This window comes from Sandarakinorhabdus cyanobacteriorum (assembly GCF_002251755.1).
GTDB lineage: Bacteria > Pseudomonadota > Alphaproteobacteria > Sphingomonadales > Sphingomonadaceae > Sandarakinorhabdus > Sandarakinorhabdus cyanobacteriorum.
Window position 1 is genome coordinate 1 of record NZ_NOXT01000084.1, and the last position, 15,653, is coordinate 15,653.

General features: G+C 66.5%; 19 protein-coding genes. 12 read left to right on the plus strand and 7 right to left on the minus strand.

The genetic code is table 11. From position 1 onward, the window contains the following. Window positions 1-300, plus strand: a 300-nt coding sequence (locus CHU93_RS04050) for a hypothetical protein (RefSeq protein ID WP_207759209.1), incomplete at its 5' end; no start/stop codon positions are given. 537 nt (window positions 301-837) lie between these two features. Here CHU93_RS04050 and CHU93_RS04055 read toward each other — a convergent pair. After that, on the minus strand, window positions 838-1,260 hold the full coding sequence (locus tag CHU93_RS04055) for a VOC family protein (protein ID WP_094472893.1): 423 nt from the start codon (window positions 1,258-1,260) through the stop codon (window positions 838-840). Window positions 1,261-1,334: 74 nt separating this feature from the next. On the opposite strand from CHU93_RS04055, the gene CHU93_RS04060 reads away from it, so the two are divergent. Further along, the gene (locus CHU93_RS04060) at window positions 1,335-1,928 is read left to right on the plus strand and encodes a TetR/AcrR family transcriptional regulator (protein ID WP_207759210.1); all 594 of its coding nucleotides are present in this window, start codon (window positions 1,335-1,337) and stop codon (window positions 1,926-1,928) included. A gap of 4 nt (window positions 1,929-1,932) precedes the next feature. Here CHU93_RS04060 and CHU93_RS04065 read toward each other — a convergent pair whose 3' ends face one another. Next, window positions 1,933-2,415 carry a GreA/GreB family elongation factor gene (locus CHU93_RS04065; protein ID WP_094472877.1) on the minus strand — a complete coding sequence of 161 codons (483 nt, stop codon included), beginning with the start codon at window positions 2,413-2,415 and terminating at the stop codon, window positions 1,933-1,935. Further along, on the minus strand, window positions 2,408-3,919 hold the full coding sequence (locus CHU93_RS04070) for an FAD-binding domain-containing protein (protein WP_094472878.1): 1,512 nt from the start codon (window positions 3,917-3,919) through the stop codon (window positions 2,408-2,410). Before CHU93_RS04070 ends, CHU93_RS04065 begins: the two co-directional genes overlap by 8 nt. 101 nt (window positions 3,920-4,020) lie before the next feature. Between CHU93_RS04070 and CHU93_RS04075 the strand changes: the two genes are divergently transcribed. The 3 genes from CHU93_RS04075 to CHU93_RS04085 are packed head-to-tail and all read left to right on the plus strand — an operon-like array spanning window position 4,021 to window position 5,132. Then, window positions 4,021-4,371 (plus strand): arsenate reductase, encoded by a 351-nt coding sequence (locus tag CHU93_RS04075; protein WP_243375200.1) that lies wholly within the window; start codon window positions 4,021-4,023, stop codon window positions 4,369-4,371. Between the two features lies 1 nt (window position 4,372). Next, window positions 4,373-4,780, plus strand: a complete 408-nt coding sequence (locus CHU93_RS04080; RefSeq protein WP_094472879.1) for an EVE domain-containing protein — start codon at window positions 4,373-4,375, stop codon at window positions 4,778-4,780. Between the two features lies 1 nt (window position 4,781). Continuing rightward, window positions 4,782-5,132 carry a hypothetical protein gene (locus CHU93_RS04085; RefSeq protein ID WP_094472880.1) on the plus strand — a complete coding sequence of 117 codons (351 nt, stop codon included), beginning with the start codon at window positions 4,782-4,784 and terminating at the stop codon, window positions 5,130-5,132. Between the two features lie 4 nt (window positions 5,133-5,136). On the opposite strand, the gene CHU93_RS04090 is transcribed toward CHU93_RS04085, so the two are convergent. From CHU93_RS04090 to CHU93_RS04100, 3 genes are read right to left on the minus strand one after another with little or no spacing between them, the layout of a single operon-like run. Then, window positions 5,137-5,745 carry a LysE family translocator gene (locus tag CHU93_RS04090; protein ID WP_094472881.1) on the minus strand — a complete coding sequence of 203 codons (609 nt, stop codon included), beginning with the start codon at window positions 5,743-5,745 and terminating at the stop codon, window positions 5,137-5,139. A gap of 51 nt (window positions 5,746-5,796) precedes the next feature. Further along, window positions 5,797-6,291, minus strand: a complete 495-nt coding sequence (locus CHU93_RS04095) for an MGMT family protein (RefSeq protein WP_106408473.1) — start codon at window positions 6,289-6,291, stop codon at window positions 5,797-5,799. A 51-nt stretch (window positions 6,292-6,342) separates the two neighbouring features. After that, window positions 6,343-7,773, minus strand: a complete 1,431-nt coding sequence (locus CHU93_RS04100) for an MFS transporter (protein WP_094472882.1) — start codon at window positions 7,771-7,773, stop codon at window positions 6,343-6,345. A 122-nt stretch (window positions 7,774-7,895) separates the two neighbouring features. Here CHU93_RS04100 and CHU93_RS04105 point away from each other — a divergent pair, with 122 nt between their 5' ends. Next, window positions 7,896-8,684, plus strand: a complete 789-nt coding sequence (locus CHU93_RS04105) for a GDSL-type esterase/lipase family protein (RefSeq protein WP_094472883.1) — start codon at window positions 7,896-7,898, stop codon at window positions 8,682-8,684. A 6-nt stretch (window positions 8,685-8,690) separates the two neighbouring features. Here the strand turns inward: CHU93_RS04105 and CHU93_RS04110 are convergent, their stop codons facing one another. After that, complete coding sequence (locus CHU93_RS04110) at window positions 8,691-9,581, minus strand: LysR family transcriptional regulator (RefSeq protein WP_165768594.1); 891 nt, start codon at window positions 9,579-9,581, stop codon at window positions 8,691-8,693. A 108-nt stretch (window positions 9,582-9,689) separates the two neighbouring features. On the opposite strand from CHU93_RS04110, the gene wrbA reads away from it, so the two are divergent. The 6 genes from wrbA to maiA all read left to right on the plus strand — a co-directional run bounded on the left by wrbA (window position 9,690) and on the right by maiA (window position 15,464). Next, a complete protein-coding gene (gene wrbA / locus CHU93_RS04115) occupies window positions 9,690-10,289 on the plus strand; it encodes an NAD(P)H:quinone oxidoreductase (RefSeq protein ID WP_094472884.1) in 600 nt (199 codons plus the stop codon). Window positions 10,290-10,322: 33 nt separating this feature from the next. Continuing rightward, the gene (panB, locus tag CHU93_RS04120; RefSeq protein WP_094472885.1) at window positions 10,323-11,174 is read left to right on the plus strand and encodes a 3-methyl-2-oxobutanoate hydroxymethyltransferase; all 852 of its coding nucleotides are present in this window, start codon (window positions 10,323-10,325) and stop codon (window positions 11,172-11,174) included. A 93-nt stretch (window positions 11,175-11,267) separates the two neighbouring features. Next, on the plus strand, window positions 11,268-11,984 hold the full coding sequence (locus CHU93_RS04125; RefSeq protein WP_094472896.1) for a tetratricopeptide repeat protein: 717 nt from the start codon (window positions 11,268-11,270) through the stop codon (window positions 11,982-11,984). 4 nt (window positions 11,985-11,988) lie between these two features. Next, on the plus strand, window positions 11,989-13,341 hold the full coding sequence (locus CHU93_RS04130; RefSeq protein ID WP_094472886.1) for a PQQ-like beta-propeller repeat protein: 1,353 nt from the start codon (window positions 11,989-11,991) through the stop codon (window positions 13,339-13,341). Between the two features lie 54 nt (window positions 13,342-13,395). Next, on the plus strand, window positions 13,396-14,799 hold the full coding sequence (gene der / locus CHU93_RS04135) for a ribosome biogenesis GTPase Der (RefSeq protein ID WP_094472887.1): 1,404 nt from the start codon (window positions 13,396-13,398) through the stop codon (window positions 14,797-14,799). A 23-nt stretch (window positions 14,800-14,822) separates the two neighbouring features. Further along, window positions 14,823-15,464, plus strand: a complete 642-nt coding sequence (gene maiA / locus CHU93_RS04140; protein ID WP_094472888.1) for a maleylacetoacetate isomerase — start codon at window positions 14,823-14,825, stop codon at window positions 15,462-15,464. The last annotated feature ends 189 nt before the right edge of the window (window positions 15,465-15,653 follow it).

Genomic DNA, 15,653 nt, shown 5'->3' on the forward strand with positions numbered 1-15,653 from the left:
CTCAAACCAAATAGCCTCCGGCAAACCCAGCGCGGTTCAATCACTGATGCGGTTGCGCTATATCAGGCAGCGGGTCGTTGCGTTTTGTCGGGACAGCAGATCACCGATCTCCAGACCCATCATGCGCCTGCGATTGTTGGAAATTTTGTTAGCCACTACGAGACCGGTGCAGGAACGCCCTTTAATGCGTATGCATTGCTAGGGGTTCTGCAAAGTATCGACAGTCTGGTCGATTGCTTCACACATGTCGATCCAGCTACGGGTCAGAAGAAATACTATTGGCGCCTTGATAAGCACTGACAGCCGCGTGGGTGAGCGCAGCGTTTTCGAGGAATCGCCATGCAAACACGCGCTTGCCGCGTATCGGCACGACGCGTGGGGGACGTCCCTCCACTGAAATCTCGGGAGACGCGCCGGGCTGTCAACGCCGGCTCCTCCTCTCCAACCCTGGGTGGATTGGCGCACCCGGCACGATCGAAGGTGCGGCCTTCGCCTTCGGAGGTCAGCTCCTACGCTTGGTCGGCAACCATGGAGCGCCTCGCCTCGAGGCCCGGTGCGTGATAGAGCCGACGCGACGGTACTTTTTGTGGTCGGCGGACCGGGACGGTCGCCTCCGAAGATTGGCTCGAGCCGGCGATTTGTCCCGATACATGCTGGAACCCACAAAAAAATTTTTCCGACGATTTCTTTTTAAAATCAACATCGTAGCAATCTGACGGCCCATAGTTCGGAATTCGACGCCTCTAGCGAGAAGAAATGTCATTAAAGTCAATGACGTAGCTGGACTTTGAGCAATCGAGTGGGAGTGAGGCACCCGGCGGCAGTGCGTCAAGTGGATCAAGGCGCAGACGATCCGGTGTAAAGCGCCGCATATTCGGCACTGGGCGCGATGGGTGTTATCACATCGACAAGCACGCCATTGGGATCACAGGTAATGAAATGGCGCTGGCCGAAGTCCTCGTTGCGCAGCGGTTGCAGGATCGGCAGGCCGGCAGCAACGGCGCGACCGTAAAGGGCGTCGACGTCAGCCACCTCGAGGTTGATGAGCACGCCGCGCGCCTCACCGCGGCCTTGCGTCGGTATGGTCTGGTGATCGCCGGCCATGATGGCGATGTTCACCGCTGGGTTGTGGCATGATTGCAGATGCACATACCAATCGGACGCAAAGGCCGCAGTGAAATCGAATTGCTGTTCCCAGAAGGCGGCTGTCGCTGCGACATCCTTGACCATGAGCACGGGGTAGAAGCTGGCGATCCGCATGGTTTGCATCCTTTCTCAAAAACATGCAGCCTGTATAGTGATGCATCATTAACAAACAGGCAGACTGTATGCAAATGAAATCGACGCGCCGTCCCAATGTGGAGCGCACGGCCGACATGCGGGCCCGGTTGATCGCTGCGGCGCGGGCGCTGTTCGTTGCCGAAGGCTATGCGGCGGCCAGCACGCCGTCGATCGTGGCTGCGGCCGGGGTCACGCGCGGCGCGCTCTATCACCACTTCCCAGACAAGCAGGCGATCTTCCACGCCGTGCTGTTGGCCGAAGCCGAGGCCGTGGGGACGGCCATTGCCGCCGCCGAACGGCCAGGCATGTCAGCGCGGGACAGCCTGGTTGCCGGCGCTGGTGCTTATCTGGCGGCGATGGCCGTTCCGGGCCGGGTGCGCCTGCTGTTGATCGACGGGCCGGCCGTGCTGGGCCGTGAGGCACTGCACGCGATGGAACGGGCGCATGGCGAGGCCGCATTGCGTGAAGGGCTCCAGTCCGCGCTCGCCGAAGCGGGCAGGATGGATGTGCCGGTGGAGCCGCTCGCCATCTTGCTGTCGGCCCTGTTTGAACGGGCGGCCGTGGCGGCTGCCGATGGAATGGCGCCCGACGCGCTGATGAACGCCGTCAACTTTATCATCAGTGGCCTGTTTCCGCAGGGCGACTGATCCGTCAGCCACAAGGCCAGTTGATGGCCATGATCTCCCAATGTTTCACGCCGGCGGGCAGGCGCACCACGCGCACATCGCCCACGCGGGCGCCGCGCAGCGCCCGCGCGATCGGGGCGCTCCAGCCGATCAGGCCGCGGGCGGCATCTTGTTCATCGTCGCCAACCAGGGTGAGGGTGCGGCGCTTGTCGTCATCATCGGCGATCTCGACGGTGCAGCCGAACAGCACCTTGTCGCGTTCGGTCTGGCGGGTCGGATCGATCACGCGGGCGGCGGCCATGCGTTTGGACAGATGCGCCAGTTCGCGGTCAATCTCCCGCAACCGCTTGCGGCCATAAAGATAATCGCCGTTTTCGGAGCGGTCGCCATTGCCGGCGGCCCAGCGCACCACCTCGACAATGGCCGGCCGGTCGCCGTGGAGCAGCTGGTCATAGCGGGCGCGCAGGGCGGCCATGCCGGCCGGCGTGATGGGATTGCCGTCAGTCATTGGTTCCTTGGCACAGATCAAGCTGGCCCTGGGTGGTTGCGGGCAGGGTTTTGCGGCGGCGCGTCGTGTCTGGCAAGCCGGCCTTGCGGCTGCCGTGGGTGCGCACGATGGCGCGGGCCGGGCCGGCATGGGCAGGATCGCGGCGGATGGCGGTGATGGCCGCCCTGGCGTCGCGCGCGGCCTGTTCGTGGTCGACCAGCGGCGCGGGATAGGCGGCGGCGCCGGGGGCCTTCCAGGGTTCGTGCACGAACGGCGTTGGCAGATGCGCCAGTTCGGGCAGCCAGCGCCGGATGAACCGGCCCTGCGGGTCCTGATCCAGGCCCTGTTTGACCGGGTTGTAGATGCGCGGGATGTTGGTGCCGGTGGTGCCCGATTGCATCTGCACCTGCGGCCAGTGGATGCCGGGTTCATAATCGGTGAAGGCCCGCGCCAGCACCGCGCCCGATTGCCGCCAATCCAGCCGCAGATGATAACTGGCCACCGCCATCACCATCGCCCGCATGCGGAAATTCAGCCAGCCGGTGGCATTCAGGCTGCGCATGCAGGCATCGACAAACGACCAGCCGGTGCGCCCTTGCGCCCAGGCCGCCAGCCGGGCCGGACCATGCGCTGGCAGGCCATCATAGGCCGGGTGCAGGCAGCGCGCCTCCAGCCAGGGCGCGTCCTCCAGCTTCTGGATGAAGTGGCAATGCCAGTGCAGGCGGCTGATGAAACTGTCGATGGAGCCGACGAACTGGGAGTCGCCGCCATCCTTCCAGCGCTGACGGGCGGTGAGGGCCGACTGGAAGGCCTCGCGCATGGAAATCGCGCCCAGCGCCAGATGCGGGGAGAGGCGGGAACAATGATCGGCGCCGCTGGCGGGTGCCGACATGGCGGCGCGATAGGGGCGCCCGCGTTCGCCCATGAAGCTTTTCAGCAGCGCCAGGCCGGCACGCCGGCCGCCGGGCTGGCGGCCGGGGCAGGGATCAGGGGCGAGCCCAAGATCAGCGGCAGACGGCAAGGCATCCCCCGCCACATCGGCCATGGCAATCGCGGCTGGTGCCGGCAGGCGGGGGCGGCGCATCATCGCCTCCCACCGCGCCGCCCAGCCATCGCGATTGTCATGGGCGCGCCACACGCCGTGCTGCATCGCCTCGTGCACCGGCACGCCGGCCGCCCGCGCCCAGCGCCGCACCGCCTTGTCGCGCGCAAAGCTCCACAGATTGCCCGTCTCCTGGTGGGCGTGGATGGCGGTGATGCCATAGGATGCATGGAGATCGTGCAGGATCTGCACGGCATCACCCACAAGCACGACCAGCCGGGCCCCGCCTGCCTGCAGGCTGCGGTCCAGATCAGCCAGCGATTCGGCCAGGAAGGCGAATTGCCGGCCGCTGGCATCGGGCTGGGCCCAAAGGTCTGGCTCGACGATGTAGAGCGGCAGCACCGGCCGGCCGCTGGCACAGGCGGCCAGCAGCGGCGCATGGTCATGCACGCGCAAATCCCGCTTGAACCAGACAATCTCCATGGCGGTGGGTGTAGCCCTTTTGTTCCACCCCGGCATGGGCCAGCCTGTCGCAGGCGGCCCATTTGTGCTGCGCATGCTTGGCAGCGCGGCCCCGGCTTGGCATGAGGCTGGCCATGATCCTCTATGGCATTCCCAATTGCGACACGGTGAAGAAGGCGCGCGCCTTCCTGGCCGAGCGCGGCGTCGCCCACCAGTTTCACGATTACAAGAAGGCCGGTGTGCCGGCCGATGCGCTTGCCCGCTGGGTGGCGCGCTGGGGGTGGGAGGCAGTGCTGAACCGCGCCGGCACCACGTTCAAGGCCCTGCCCGATGCGGACAAGCAGGGGCTGGATGCCGACAAGGCCATAACGCTGATGCTGGCCAACTCCAGCATGATCAAGCGGCCGATCGTCGAGGGCGACAACATCGCGCTGATCGGTTTCAAGGCCGATACCTGGGCGGGAGCGTTCTGAGATGGCGCGCTGGTTGGTGAAATCCGAACCGTTCAAATACAGCTGGGACCAGCTGGTGCAGGACGGCAAGACCGCGTGGGACGGCGTGCGCAACAACCAGGCCGCCATCTATCTGCGCAGCATGAAGATCGGCGACGAGCTGTTCTTCTATCACTCCAACGAAGGCCTGTGCATCGTCGGCATCGCGCAGGTTGTGGGCGAATATTTCATCGATCCCAGCGACCCCAAGGGCCGCTTTCCGGCGGTGATGGTCGGCCCCAAGGCGCCGATGCCCCGCCCCGTCACCCTGGCCGAAATGAAGGCCGAACCGCGGCTGGCCGGCATGGCGATGTTCCGCCAGTTCCGCCTGTCGGTGGTGCCGATCAGCGATGACGAATGGGATGTGGTGATGGAAATGGCGCGTGCCTAGCGTGCTGCTTGGTTTCGCCCTTGCCGTCACGATGGTCGCCCAGTCGGCGCCGCCGGTCGCGCAAGAGGCCCCTGCGAATGTGCCGTTTCTGGCGCAAATGCTGGACCGCTGCATGGCCACTCATGCCGTGCGGCTGAGCAAGACCGATATGGACGATGCAGCGATTTATGCCGAGGCCGGCAAGGGCTGTGCTGCCATCGACCAGCAGTTGCGCGCCGGGGTGCGTAGCCAGATGCCGCCCGCCGAAGCCGAAGCCCTGATCAAGCAGTTTGACGCGACGGATCGACCCAACTTCTTGGTACTGCTGCAACGGATACGGGCTGATCGGGTGGCTAGGGGCAACGGCAACTGATCATTCAGCCCAGATCAGTAGCCAGAAAGCCGACCGCCACCCCCAGCATGACCAGCGCGAACAGGCGGCGCACCAGCCGCATCCGCCGCGCATCCTGCAGCAGTGCCTGCGCCTGCGCCCCGGTTGCCACGATGGCCAGATGGATGGCCGTCGCGATGCCGGTGCTGATACCGGCCAGCAGCAGCGCTGCGGGCAGATCGAGCATGCGGCCGGCCATGAACTGCGGCGCCACCACCACGAAGAACATATAGGCCTTGGGATTCAGCAGGTTGATGAGTGCGCCCGCCAGGAATGACTGGTGGGTGCCTGCCGCCGGGCGGCCCTGGCCTGCCGGCGCATCAGCATCGCGCCAGGCCGAAATTGCCAGCCACAGCATCATGCCGGCGCCGGCCAGCCGCAGCGCCCACAACAGCTGTGGCGCGGCCTGCAACAGCGCCACCAGCCCCAGCGCTGCCAGAACGCCGTTGGCCAGCAGGCCCAGCGCCACGCCCACGACGGCCGCCAGCCCGGCACGTCTGCCTTCGGTGGCCGCCAGGCCGGCGAGCCAGGCCATGTTGGGCCCCGGCGTCAATTCGATGAGCAGCACCGCAAGCGCGAAGCCCAGCAGATCCAAGATGATGCCCCTCCCGTCCGGCCCAGCCTGTGGGCCGGGTTCGGGCCATGGTCAAGGAGAGGCCAGGGCGCAGGCGCTGCGTTCGGCAAAATCAAACACGGCCAATTTCCGGCGCAGCGGCGAGACGCGCACGCCCTCGGCTTCCAGCAGCTCCGCCTGCAGCGCGCCGCCGCCCGGGGCCTTTTCGTTGAGGAAGCCGCCCTTCTTCAGCAGCCGCCACCACGGCGTCAGACTGGCCGGGTCTTCGCCCATGGCCCGGCGTTCCTCGGCGGCGCGGGCGGCCATGTTGGCAAAGATGGCGGTGGACACCGGGCAGGCCACCGCCACACCGTGCGCCTGCGCGATGGCGGCGCGCAGCTGGTCAAGCGTGGCGACCTCGCCGGCCTGGATGCGGCGCAGATATTGGTCCACCTCGGCGGGCGAGCTGATCACCATGGCGCCGCCATCGGCCTCCCGAAAGCCGGGCGCGCCGGGCGGGATCATGTGGACGATGTGCGGCGGTTTCGACGCGGCGAGATGATCCAGGGCTGTGCGTTTGCGGCTCATGACGCTGTTCGTGCCACAGCGCTGCCACCGGGTGAATAAGGCGGCTTCGTTCTATTCCTGTTCGCGCAGCCGGGCCAGATTGGCCTCGTGATCGGCGCGGCTGAGGCGATAGCGGGAAGCGGCCAGGATCATCAGTGCCCGCACCAGCCAGATCGCCGGCACATAGGTGGCGCCCAGCCGCCACAGGCTGTCGGGCCCGACCTTGTCGGGGCTGGCACCGGTGGGAGATTGCGCCAATGTCAGCACGAAGCTGGCCGCCATAACGCCCAGCCCCTGCACCGATTTGCGGATGAAGGTGTTGGCGGCAAAGAAAATGCCCTCGTTGCGCCGGCCGGTGCGCACCTCGGCCTGCTCCACCAGATCGGCCAGCATCGATGCGCCCAGGGTCTGGAAACAGATGATGAGGCCGACATCGACCATGGTGACGACCAGCACGATCCACAATATGGCCGGATCGCCGTTGGGCGGCAGCAGGCCGAACAGCCTGAGGATGATCGGCAGCGGCAGGATCAGTCCGGCGAGCAGCCCGATCACCACCGCGCCGCGCTGCTTGCCCAGCCGCCGGGTGACCAGCGGGGCCAGGCCGGCGCCAATCGCGGCGGAGGCAAACACCGTCATGGTCACCAGCCCGATCTGCTGCGACGACAGCCCCCAGAAATAGGCCGAGAAATAGAAGCTGAGGCTGGACGAGATGCCGGCCGCGATGGCGCCGAACATGTTGGCGAGGAACAGGGCGGTGAAATCGCGGTTGGCCAGCGTGTGGAAAATCTCGCGGAAAATCGCCTTGAGGCCCAGGCTGCGCGTGGCCGGCGGCGCACGCAGATGCCTGATATGGCCGTGGGTGCCGATGGCCGATACCAATATGGCGATCAGGATCAGGGCCGAGGCCAGCATGCCATAGAGCGCATAGGCATCGCGGTTGAACTGGCCGTTGGGGATGGCGGGCGTGGCAAAGGCCGGGAAGATCAGGGTGAAATTCGCCACCGTCATGATGCTGCCGATCACCCAGGCAAAGAACAGCCTGAGGCCGAACAGGGCGCTGCGCCCGTCATAGCTTTTGGCGAGTTCGGGCGCGAGCGCGGTGCTGGGCGTTTCATAAAAGGTGATGGCGGTGCGGATCGCCACCGCCAGCAGCAGCAGCAGATACCAGAACAGCGCACCCTGGCTCCAGCCCACCGGCGGATTCCAGATCAGGAAATAGGTGCCGGCGGTGGGAAGGGCCGAGGCATAGAGGAAGGGATGCCGCCGCCCCCAGCGCGAGCGGACATTGTCGGACCAATAGCCAACGATGGGATCGCTGATCGCATCGAGCATCAGCGCGATGGTGAGCGCCAGGCCGACCAGTCGGGCATCCAGCCCGATCACCTGGCTGTAGAACAGCAGCAGGAAATAGCTGAAACCGCCATCCTTGATGCCATAGGCCCCGGCGCCAAAGCCAAAGGCCATGCGGGTGGCCAGCGTGGGCTGGTCGGCTGCTGCCATCAGATCATCCCCTGCGGCACATGTGGCCGCTCCGCCGCACTATCAGGGGCTTGGAGCCGGCTGTAAAGTTGCGGCTGGCCAGAACCCTGCCATAGTGGCCTGAACAGGCAGGAGGTGCGGCAATGGCTCGATGGACGATGATGATGGCCGCGCTACTCGCGGCGGCGCTGCCCGGCGCGGCGCAAGCCCAGGCCCGCTTCCAGTCCGAACAGCCGGCGCCGCGGGTGGATTATTGGCAGAAGCGCGCCGCCGATATCGGCCAGCAACTGGCCAGCACGCCGGATCTTCGCCCGGTCCGGCTGGTGTTCGTCGGCGATTCCATCACCGATTTCTGGCATCTTGATGCCAACCCCTGGCTGCCGGGCCGCTTTTGCGGCCGATCCGTGTGGGATGAAAGTTTTGGTGGCACGGTGCCGGCGCTGACGGCTCTCAACCTTGGCGTGTCGGGCGATCGCATCGAACATGTGCTGCACCGGTTGCAGCCGGCCGCCGAAGGCGGTGCCGGCTGGCTGGACCGGTCCGATCTGCAGCCGGATGTCGTGCTGGTGATGCTGGGCATCAACAACAGTTTCGATGCCGAAACGCCCGCCGATGCCAGCATCGGGCGCGGCATCATCGCCGTCGTGCGCCGCATCCGCGAACGCAAGCCGCAGGCGCGCATCATGATCCAGTCGCTGCTGCCAACCGATGACGATGCCAAGAACCGCGCCGTGGTGCAGCCGGTGAACCGGGCCATGCAGGCCTTTGCCAGCCAGATGCCGGGGGTTCGCTTCATCGATCTCTATCCCGATTTTGTCGATAGCGCCGGCCGCCAGCGCCGCGACCTGTTCAATGATGGCCTGCACCCCAGCCGCGACGGCTATCGCCGCTGGCGCGACCGGCTGCTGACCGTTTTGAACCCACCGGCCTGAAGCGGATCAGCCGCCGCCCTTCGCCAGCCAGTCCATCAACCAGCACGCGGCCGGGCCCGGCGTGTGATCGGGGCGGTGCAGCAGTTCGATGGGATAAGTCGTTCCCGGCCAATCCGGCAGCTGCAATTGCACCAACGTGCCGGCCGCAAGATCGGCCGCCACCATCGGCACCGGCATGTTGCCCCAGCCCGCCCCGCTTTTCAAAAGCGCGTGCTTGGCGCTCATGTCGCCCAGCCGCCAGCTGCGGGGGGAGAGAACGCCGAAATCCTTGCCTTCAGTGAGGCGGGAGCGGTCGGTGAGCACCAACTGCAGATGGCGTTGCGCCTCGCCGGGCGCGATGCCGGGGCGGGTGAGGGGGTGGCCGGGGGCGGCCACCGGCACAAGCGGCACGCCCGGCAGGCTGCGGCGCACCAGCCGGTCGTTCACGCCATCCAGCGCGCCGCCAATCGCCAGCGTGGCGCTGCCATCGAACAGGCGCGCCTGCACCGCGCCCAGCGCCTCCACATGCAGGCGCAGCGCCAGGGTGGGAAAGTGCGCTTGCAGCGCGGTGAGCGCTGCCACCAGCGTTTCGATGGGGAACATGACGGTCACCGACAGCGACAGTTCCGCCTCCTGCCCCTGCGCCAGCGCGGCGACGCCGGCCTGCAGCGCGCTGACATTGCCCAGTGTTTCGCGGGCGTGGGCCAGCACCAGCCGCCCGGCATCGGTGAGGGCCGGACGGCGGGTGGTGCCGCGGGTGAACAGGGCGAGGCCCAGCTGCGCCTCCAGCCCATCAAGCTGATAGGCGATCACCGACGTGGCGCGGCCGAGCGCCCGGCCGGCGGCGGCCAGACTGCCCTGATCGGCAATGGCGACCAGGACGGCCAGCTGATCGAGCTCGGGCGTGCCCACTTTCATATCGAAAATCCTGAATAGTGATTTCGATATTATCCAGATTTTCAGGAAAAATTCGAGGGCTTATCACGCCTGCCATGCCGGATGCCCGGCGCGATGGGAGTGACGACAATGCCGAAAGTCCTGGTGCTTTATTATTCCACCTATGGCCACATCGAAGCGATGGCCAATGCCATGGCCGAAGGCGCCCGCGCCGCCGGTGCCCAGGTTGATGTGAAGCGTGTGCCGGAAACCGTTCCGCACGCGGTGGCCAGCGCCAATCATTTCAAGCTGGACCAGGCCGCCCCGGTGGCCAGTGTGGATGATCTGCCCAATTATGATGCCATCATCGTGGGCGCCCCAACCCGCTTTGGCCGCATGCCCAGCCAGCTCGCCGCCTTTTTCGATGGCGCCGGCAAGCTGTGGGCGACGGGCGCGATGAACGGCAAGGTGGGCGGCGCCTTCACCAGCAGCGCCACCCAGCATGGCGGCAATGAAACCACCTTGTTCTCGATCATCACCAACCTGCTGCATTTTGGCCTGACCATCGTTGGCCTGCCCTACAGCCACCAGGGCCAGATGCGCGTGGACGAGCTGGTGGGCGGCGCCCCCTATGGCGCGACCACCGTGGCCGGCGGTGACGGCAGCCGCCAGCCTTCGGAAACCGATCTGGCCGGTGCCCGCCACCAGGGCGAGCTGATCGCCAAGACGGCGGCCAAGCTGTTCGGTTGAGATATCATGGCCGGGGGCGTAAAGACCCCGGCCATGAGCACCACCTTCACGCTTGATACCAGCACAAGCCGCGCCCATCCGGTGCCGGAACCGGTGCGGCGGTTGACGGTGCCGGCGATTGCGAAGCGCAAAGGTGCAGAGCCGGTGGTGATGCTCACCGCCTACACCGCGCGCATGGCGCAGCTGCTCGATCCCCACTGCGATCTGTTGCTGGTCGGCGATTCGCTGGGGCAGGTCATCTATGGCCTCGACACCACGGTGAAGGTCACGCTGGAGATGATGATCGCGCACGGCGCCGCCGTGGTGCGCGGCAGCTATCGCAGCGTGGTGGTGATCGATCTGCCGTTCGGCACCTATGAGGAAAGCCCGGAGGCTGCCTATCGCACCGCTGCCCGGGTGCTCCGCGAAACCGGGGCGGCGGCCGTGAAGCTGGAGGGCGGCGCGGTGATGGCGCCGACCATCCGCTTCCTCGTTGATCGCGGCATTCCGGTGATGGCCCATGTCGGCCTCACGCCGCAGGCGGTCAATGCGCTGGGCGGCTATGGCGCCCGCGGCCGCAGCGAGGCGGAGCGCGCCAAGATCCTGAGCGATGCCCAGGCCGTCGCCGCCGCCGGCTGTTTTGCCATGGTGGTGGAAGGCGTGGTTGAAGGGCTGGCGATCGACATCACCCGATCAGTCCCCTGTGTCACCATCGGCATTGGCGCGGCGGCCGAATGTGATGGCCAGGTGCTGGTGGTGGACGACATGCTGGGCATGTTCGATCGGGTGCCGCGCTTCGTCAAGCGGTTTGACGATCTCGCCAGCCGGATTTCGGCCGCTGCCGCCGATTATGCCGGCCGGGTGCGCACGCGGCAATTCCCGACCGAGGCGCAGCTGTATCGCTGAGGCTTTACCTGTGCGGCCACATCGGGCATTCACCCGCCGGCAATATCGGCGGTGTCACATCGCCCAAACCGTCCTGTCCGGAGCTTGATCACCTTGGCCAACACGCCCGCCAGCCCTGAAGATGCCTTTCTGCGCGAGGTGGATGAGGAATATCGCCGCTCGGAATTGATGACATTGTGGCAACGCTATGGCCGCATCGGCATCGCCGCCGTGGTGCTGGGGCTGGCCGCGCTCGCCGGCTGGCTGTTCTGGCAGGACCGGCAGGAAAAGGCCGCTGGCGCCGCCGGCCAGGCCCTGACCCAGGCCATCACCCAGCTGGAAGTGGGCGAGGGCGCCCGCGCCCGCCCGGTGCTGGAAGCGATGACCCGCGATGGCCCCGGCGCCTATGCCGGCCTGGCCCGCATGGTGCTGGCCAACGACACGCTGGCCGGTGGCGACAAGGCCAAGGCCCGCGGCCTGTATGAGGCGATCGCCAACGACAGTCAGTTGCCGCAGACCCTGCGCGATGCCGCGCTGGTGAAGGCGGTGCGCGTCGGCTTTGACCAGATGGCGCCCGGCGAAGTGGCGGCAAGGCTGAAGCCGCTGGCCGTGCCCGGCAATCCCTGGTTCGGTGTGGCCGGGGAGCTGGTGGCCGTGGCGCAGATCAGGGCCGGCAAGCCCGATCTGGCCAAGCCGATGCTGATCGCCATGGTGAAGGACGAAGGCCTGGCGCCCTCGCTGCGCTCGCGTGCGGCCCAGCTCGCCATTGCCGCTGGCGTTGACGTGGCCGCGCTGGGCCTTGCCAAGCCGGCGGCCCCAGCCGCGCAATAAGGACATGTCGGTGAGCCAACCCCAGCAGCGCAGCGTGCGCGCCATCACCATCCTTCTGATGGCCAGCCTCGCGCTGGCCAGCTGCGGCGTGTTCAAGAAGGGCACATCCAAGAAGCGGACCCCAACGCTGGGCGAACGCATTCCGATCATGTCGTTCGAAAGCCGCGCCGAAGCCGAGGCGGAGCTGAAGGACACCGCGATCGTGCTGCCGGCGGCGGAAGCCAATGCCGAATGGGCCCAGCCGGGCGGCTCGCCGGCCAAGGTTGGCGGCCATCTGGCCCTGGCCGAAAAGCCGGTGGAAGCCTGGCGCGCCAGCATCGGCAAGGGCAGCAGCGGCACCGCCCGGCTGAATGCCGCGCCGGTGGTGGGCGGCGGCAGGGTCTTCACCATGGATATCCTGGGCCAGGTCCGCGCCTTTGATGCCGACACCGGCCGTGTGGCGTGGAGCGCGCAATATCGCCTGCCCAAGCGCAATGTGCGCCCCGCCTTTGGCGGCGGTGTGTCCTACGGCGATGGCCGGGTCTATGCCCTCACCGGCTATGGCAGTGCTGTCGCCTATGATGCCGAAACCGGCAAGCAATTGTGGGATCGTGCGCTGGGCCAGCCGCTGCGCGGGGCGCCCACGGTGGCTGGCAACCGCATCTTTGCCGTCAGCCAGGACAATCAGCTGCACGCCCTGAATGCTGCCACCGGCGAATTGCTGTGGACGGTGACGGGCACGGTCGAAATTGCCGGCATCCTGGGCGTGGGCGCGCCGGCGGTGCAGCTCGATACGGTTGTGGCCGGCTTCTCGTCGGGCGAACTGAACGCCCTGCGCGCCGAAACCGGCCGCACCGTCTGGCAGGATCAGCTGGCGCGCACCGGCCGCTCCACCGCCATGGCGGCGCTGGCCGATATCGATGGTTCGCCGGTGATCGATCGCGGCCGCGTGTTCGCCGTCGGCCATGGCGGCCGCATGGTCGCGCTGGAAATGGCGACCGGCCAGCGGGCCTGGGAACGCAATTTTGCCGGGGTGTGGACGCCCTGGCTGGCCGGCGAGTTCATCTATCTTGTCACCGTGGATGGCGAGGTGCTGTGCATCACCCGCAGCGAGGGCAAGGTGCGCTGGGTGCTGCGCCTTGATCAGTATCGCAAGCCCAAGAACAAGAAGGGTGCCATCCAGTGGGCGGGCCCGGTGCTGGCGGGTGAGCGGATCTGGGTGGCCGGTTCCAACCGCGAACTGATCGCGGTTGATCCCTATGAGGGCAAGCGCACCATCACCATCAAGCTGAAGGCCGCGGCCTATCTGCCGCCGGTGGTGGCTGGTGGGCGGCTCTATCAGTTGACCGACGACGGCACGCTGACCGCCTATCGCTGATCTTGTCGCCCGCTTGGGTGGCGCTGGGGCGCGCGCGCTGGTAAGGCCGGCGCGATGAGCATGACCAGCGTTCTTGATATTGATCCCGATGCCCCGCGCGTGGCCATCGTGGGCCGGCCCAATGTGGGCAAATCCACCCTGTTCAACCGGCTGGTGGGCAAACGCCTGGCGCTGGTCGACGATCAGCCCGGCGTGACGCGCGACCGGCGCGAAGGCCGCGCCAGCCTGTTCGATCTGGATTTCGTTGCCGTTGATACCGCCGGCTTTGAAGACGGCAGCGACGAAAGCCTGTCGGGCCGCATGCGCGCCCAGACCGAGGCTGCGGTGGGCCGCGCCACCGTTGCCGTGCTGGTTTATGATGCGCGCGCCGGCATCACCCCGCTCGACCGCCATTTTGCCGGCTGGCTGCGCCGACGCGGCGTGCCCCTGGTGCTGGTCGCCAACAAGGCCGAAGGGCTGCAGGCCGAAGCCGGTTTGAACGAAGGCCATGAACTGGGCCTGGGTGAGCCCATTGGCCTGTCGGCCGAACATGGCCTTGGCCTTGCCGATCTCTACCAGGCGCTGGCCCCGCATCTTGAGAAAGAGCCGGAGGCCGAGGCCGAAGTGGCCGAACTGGCTGAGAGTGACGATGCACCGGAACCGCCGCCCGGCCCGCTGAAGATCGCCATCGTCGGCCGGCCCAACGCCGGCAAGTCCACGCTGATCAACCGGCTGCTCGGCGAACAGCGGCTGGTCACCGGCCCCGAAGCCGGGATCACGCGCGATTCGATTGCGATTGATTGGGAATTTGATGGCCAGCCGGTGCGGCTGGTGGATACCGCCGGGCTGCGCAAGCGGGCGCGGGTGACGGAAAAGCTGGAGAAGCTGTCTGCGGCCGACACCAAGCTGGCAGTGGACTTTGCCGAGGTGGTGGTGCTGCTGCTCGATGCAACGCAAGGGCTGGAATCCCAGGATCTGCGCATTGCCGACATGGTGCTGTCCGAAGGGCGGGCGCTGATCATCGCGCTCAACAAATGGGATGTCGCCGCCGATCAGAGCCGGCTGTTCAACGGTGTGCGCAAGGCGCTGGACGAAGGGCTGAGCCAGATCAAGGGCGTGCCGCTGCTCACCTGTTCGGGCGCCACCGGCAAGGGGCTCGACACGTTGATGAAGGTGGCCTTCGAAACCCGCCAGCGCTGGTCGCGCCGGGTGCCGACATCGGCTCTGAACCGCTGGTTCGAAGCCGCCTTGTCGCGCAACCCGCCGCCGGCGCCGGGCGGCATCCGCATCAAGCTGCGCTATGCCACCCAGGTCGCCACCCGGCCGCCCACCTTCGTGGTATTCGGCAACCGCACCGATGCGCTGCCCGCCAGCTATGGCCGCTTCCTCACCAACAGTCTCGCCGCCGATCTGGATTTTGGCGGCCTGCCGATCCGGCTGAGCTTCCGCGGCGGGCGCAATCCCTTCAACAAGGGCTGAACAGACAATCGGGGAGACACGCCATGGGCGCGCTGGTTCTGCACGATTATTGGCGGTCCAGCGCCGCGTGGCGGGTGCGGCTGGCGCTGGCGGCCAAGGGCCAGGAGGCGACTCGCCTGCCGGTCAGCCTGCTGGCCGGCGATCAGCGCAGCCCCGCCCACCTCGCCCGCAACCCCCAGGGCCTGGTGCCGGTGCTGGAGGATGGCCCCCTGCTGCTCAGCCAGAGCCTGGCCATCATCGAATATATTGAGGAATCCTTTCCGGAACCCCCTTTGCTGCCGGCAGATGCGGCCGGCCGGGCGCTGGTCCGCAGTGCTGCCCTGGTGATCGCGGCCGATGTGCATCCGCTTGGCAATTTGCGCGTGCAGCGCTGGTTGCGCGACCGCATGGGCCAGGATGATGATGCCGTGACCTTGTGGTTGCACCACTGGATGGCCGACGGCCTTTCCGCGCTTGAAGAATTCGCCGCTCGGCATGGCGGGCAATTTCTGTTTGGTGACCGGATCAGCATCGCCGATTTGTGCCTGGTGCCGCAGCTTTACAATGCGCGGCGGTTCGGTCTCCAACTGGATGACTACCCACGATTGCTGGCCGTGGACATGGCGGTGGCCGCCTTGCCGTGGTCGGCAGCGGCCCGCCCGCAAGAGCCGCTAAATCCAACGTAAACAACGATTATGGACGATTTATTCGCATCCTGGGCTGTTGCATTTGCGTAGCTTTTGGCTATTGTCCGGGCCAGTTCTGCCACTAGACCGATCCTCGGGGGTACCATGTCGAACGAAACGTTGAACCGCGACGCTGTGATTCTGAACGGCGCGCTCCGTGAAGAGAGCCGGTTTGCCAAGGGTTTGAAT

Coding starts and splice junctions, on each gene's coding strand:
- CHU93_RS04055 (WP_094472893.1), bottom strand. CDS start 1,260: ATGCGGATCGCCAGCTTCTACCCCGTGCTCATGGTCAAGGATGTCGCA.
- CHU93_RS04060 (WP_207759210.1), top strand. CDS start 1,335: ATGAAATCGACGCGCCGTCCCAATGTGGAGCGCACGGCCGACATGCGG.
- CHU93_RS04065 (WP_094472877.1), bottom strand. CDS start 2,415: ATGACTGACGGCAATCCCATCACGCCGGCCGGCATGGCCGCCCTGCGC.
- CHU93_RS04070 (WP_094472878.1), bottom strand. CDS start 3,919: ATGGAGATTGTCTGGTTCAAGCGGGATTTGCGCGTGCATGACCATGCG.
- CHU93_RS04075 (WP_243375200.1), top strand. CDS start 4,021: ATGAGGCTGGCCATGATCCTCTATGGCATTCCCAATTGCGACACGGTG.
- CHU93_RS04080 (WP_094472879.1), top strand. CDS start 4,373: ATGGCGCGCTGGTTGGTGAAATCCGAACCGTTCAAATACAGCTGGGAC.
- CHU93_RS04095 (WP_106408473.1), bottom strand. CDS start 6,291: ATGAGCCGCAAACGCACAGCCCTGGATCATCTCGCCGCGTCGAAACCG.
- CHU93_RS04100 (WP_094472882.1), bottom strand. CDS start 7,773: ATGGCAGCAGCCGACCAGCCCACGCTGGCCACCCGCATGGCCTTTGGC.
- CHU93_RS04105 (WP_094472883.1), top strand. CDS start 7,896: ATGGCTCGATGGACGATGATGATGGCCGCGCTACTCGCGGCGGCGCTG.
- CHU93_RS04110 (WP_165768594.1), bottom strand. CDS start 9,581: ATGAAAGTGGGCACGCCCGAGCTCGATCAGCTGGCCGTCCTGGTCGCC.
- wrbA (WP_094472884.1), top strand. CDS start 9,690: ATGCCGAAAGTCCTGGTGCTTTATTATTCCACCTATGGCCACATCGAA.
- panB (WP_094472885.1), top strand. CDS start 10,323: ATGAGCACCACCTTCACGCTTGATACCAGCACAAGCCGCGCCCATCCG.
- CHU93_RS04130 (WP_094472886.1), top strand. CDS start 11,989: ATGTCGGTGAGCCAACCCCAGCAGCGCAGCGTGCGCGCCATCACCATC.
- der (WP_094472887.1), top strand. CDS start 13,396: ATGAGCATGACCAGCGTTCTTGATATTGATCCCGATGCCCCGCGCGTG.
- maiA (WP_094472888.1), top strand. CDS start 14,823: ATGGGCGCGCTGGTTCTGCACGATTATTGGCGGTCCAGCGCCGCGTGG.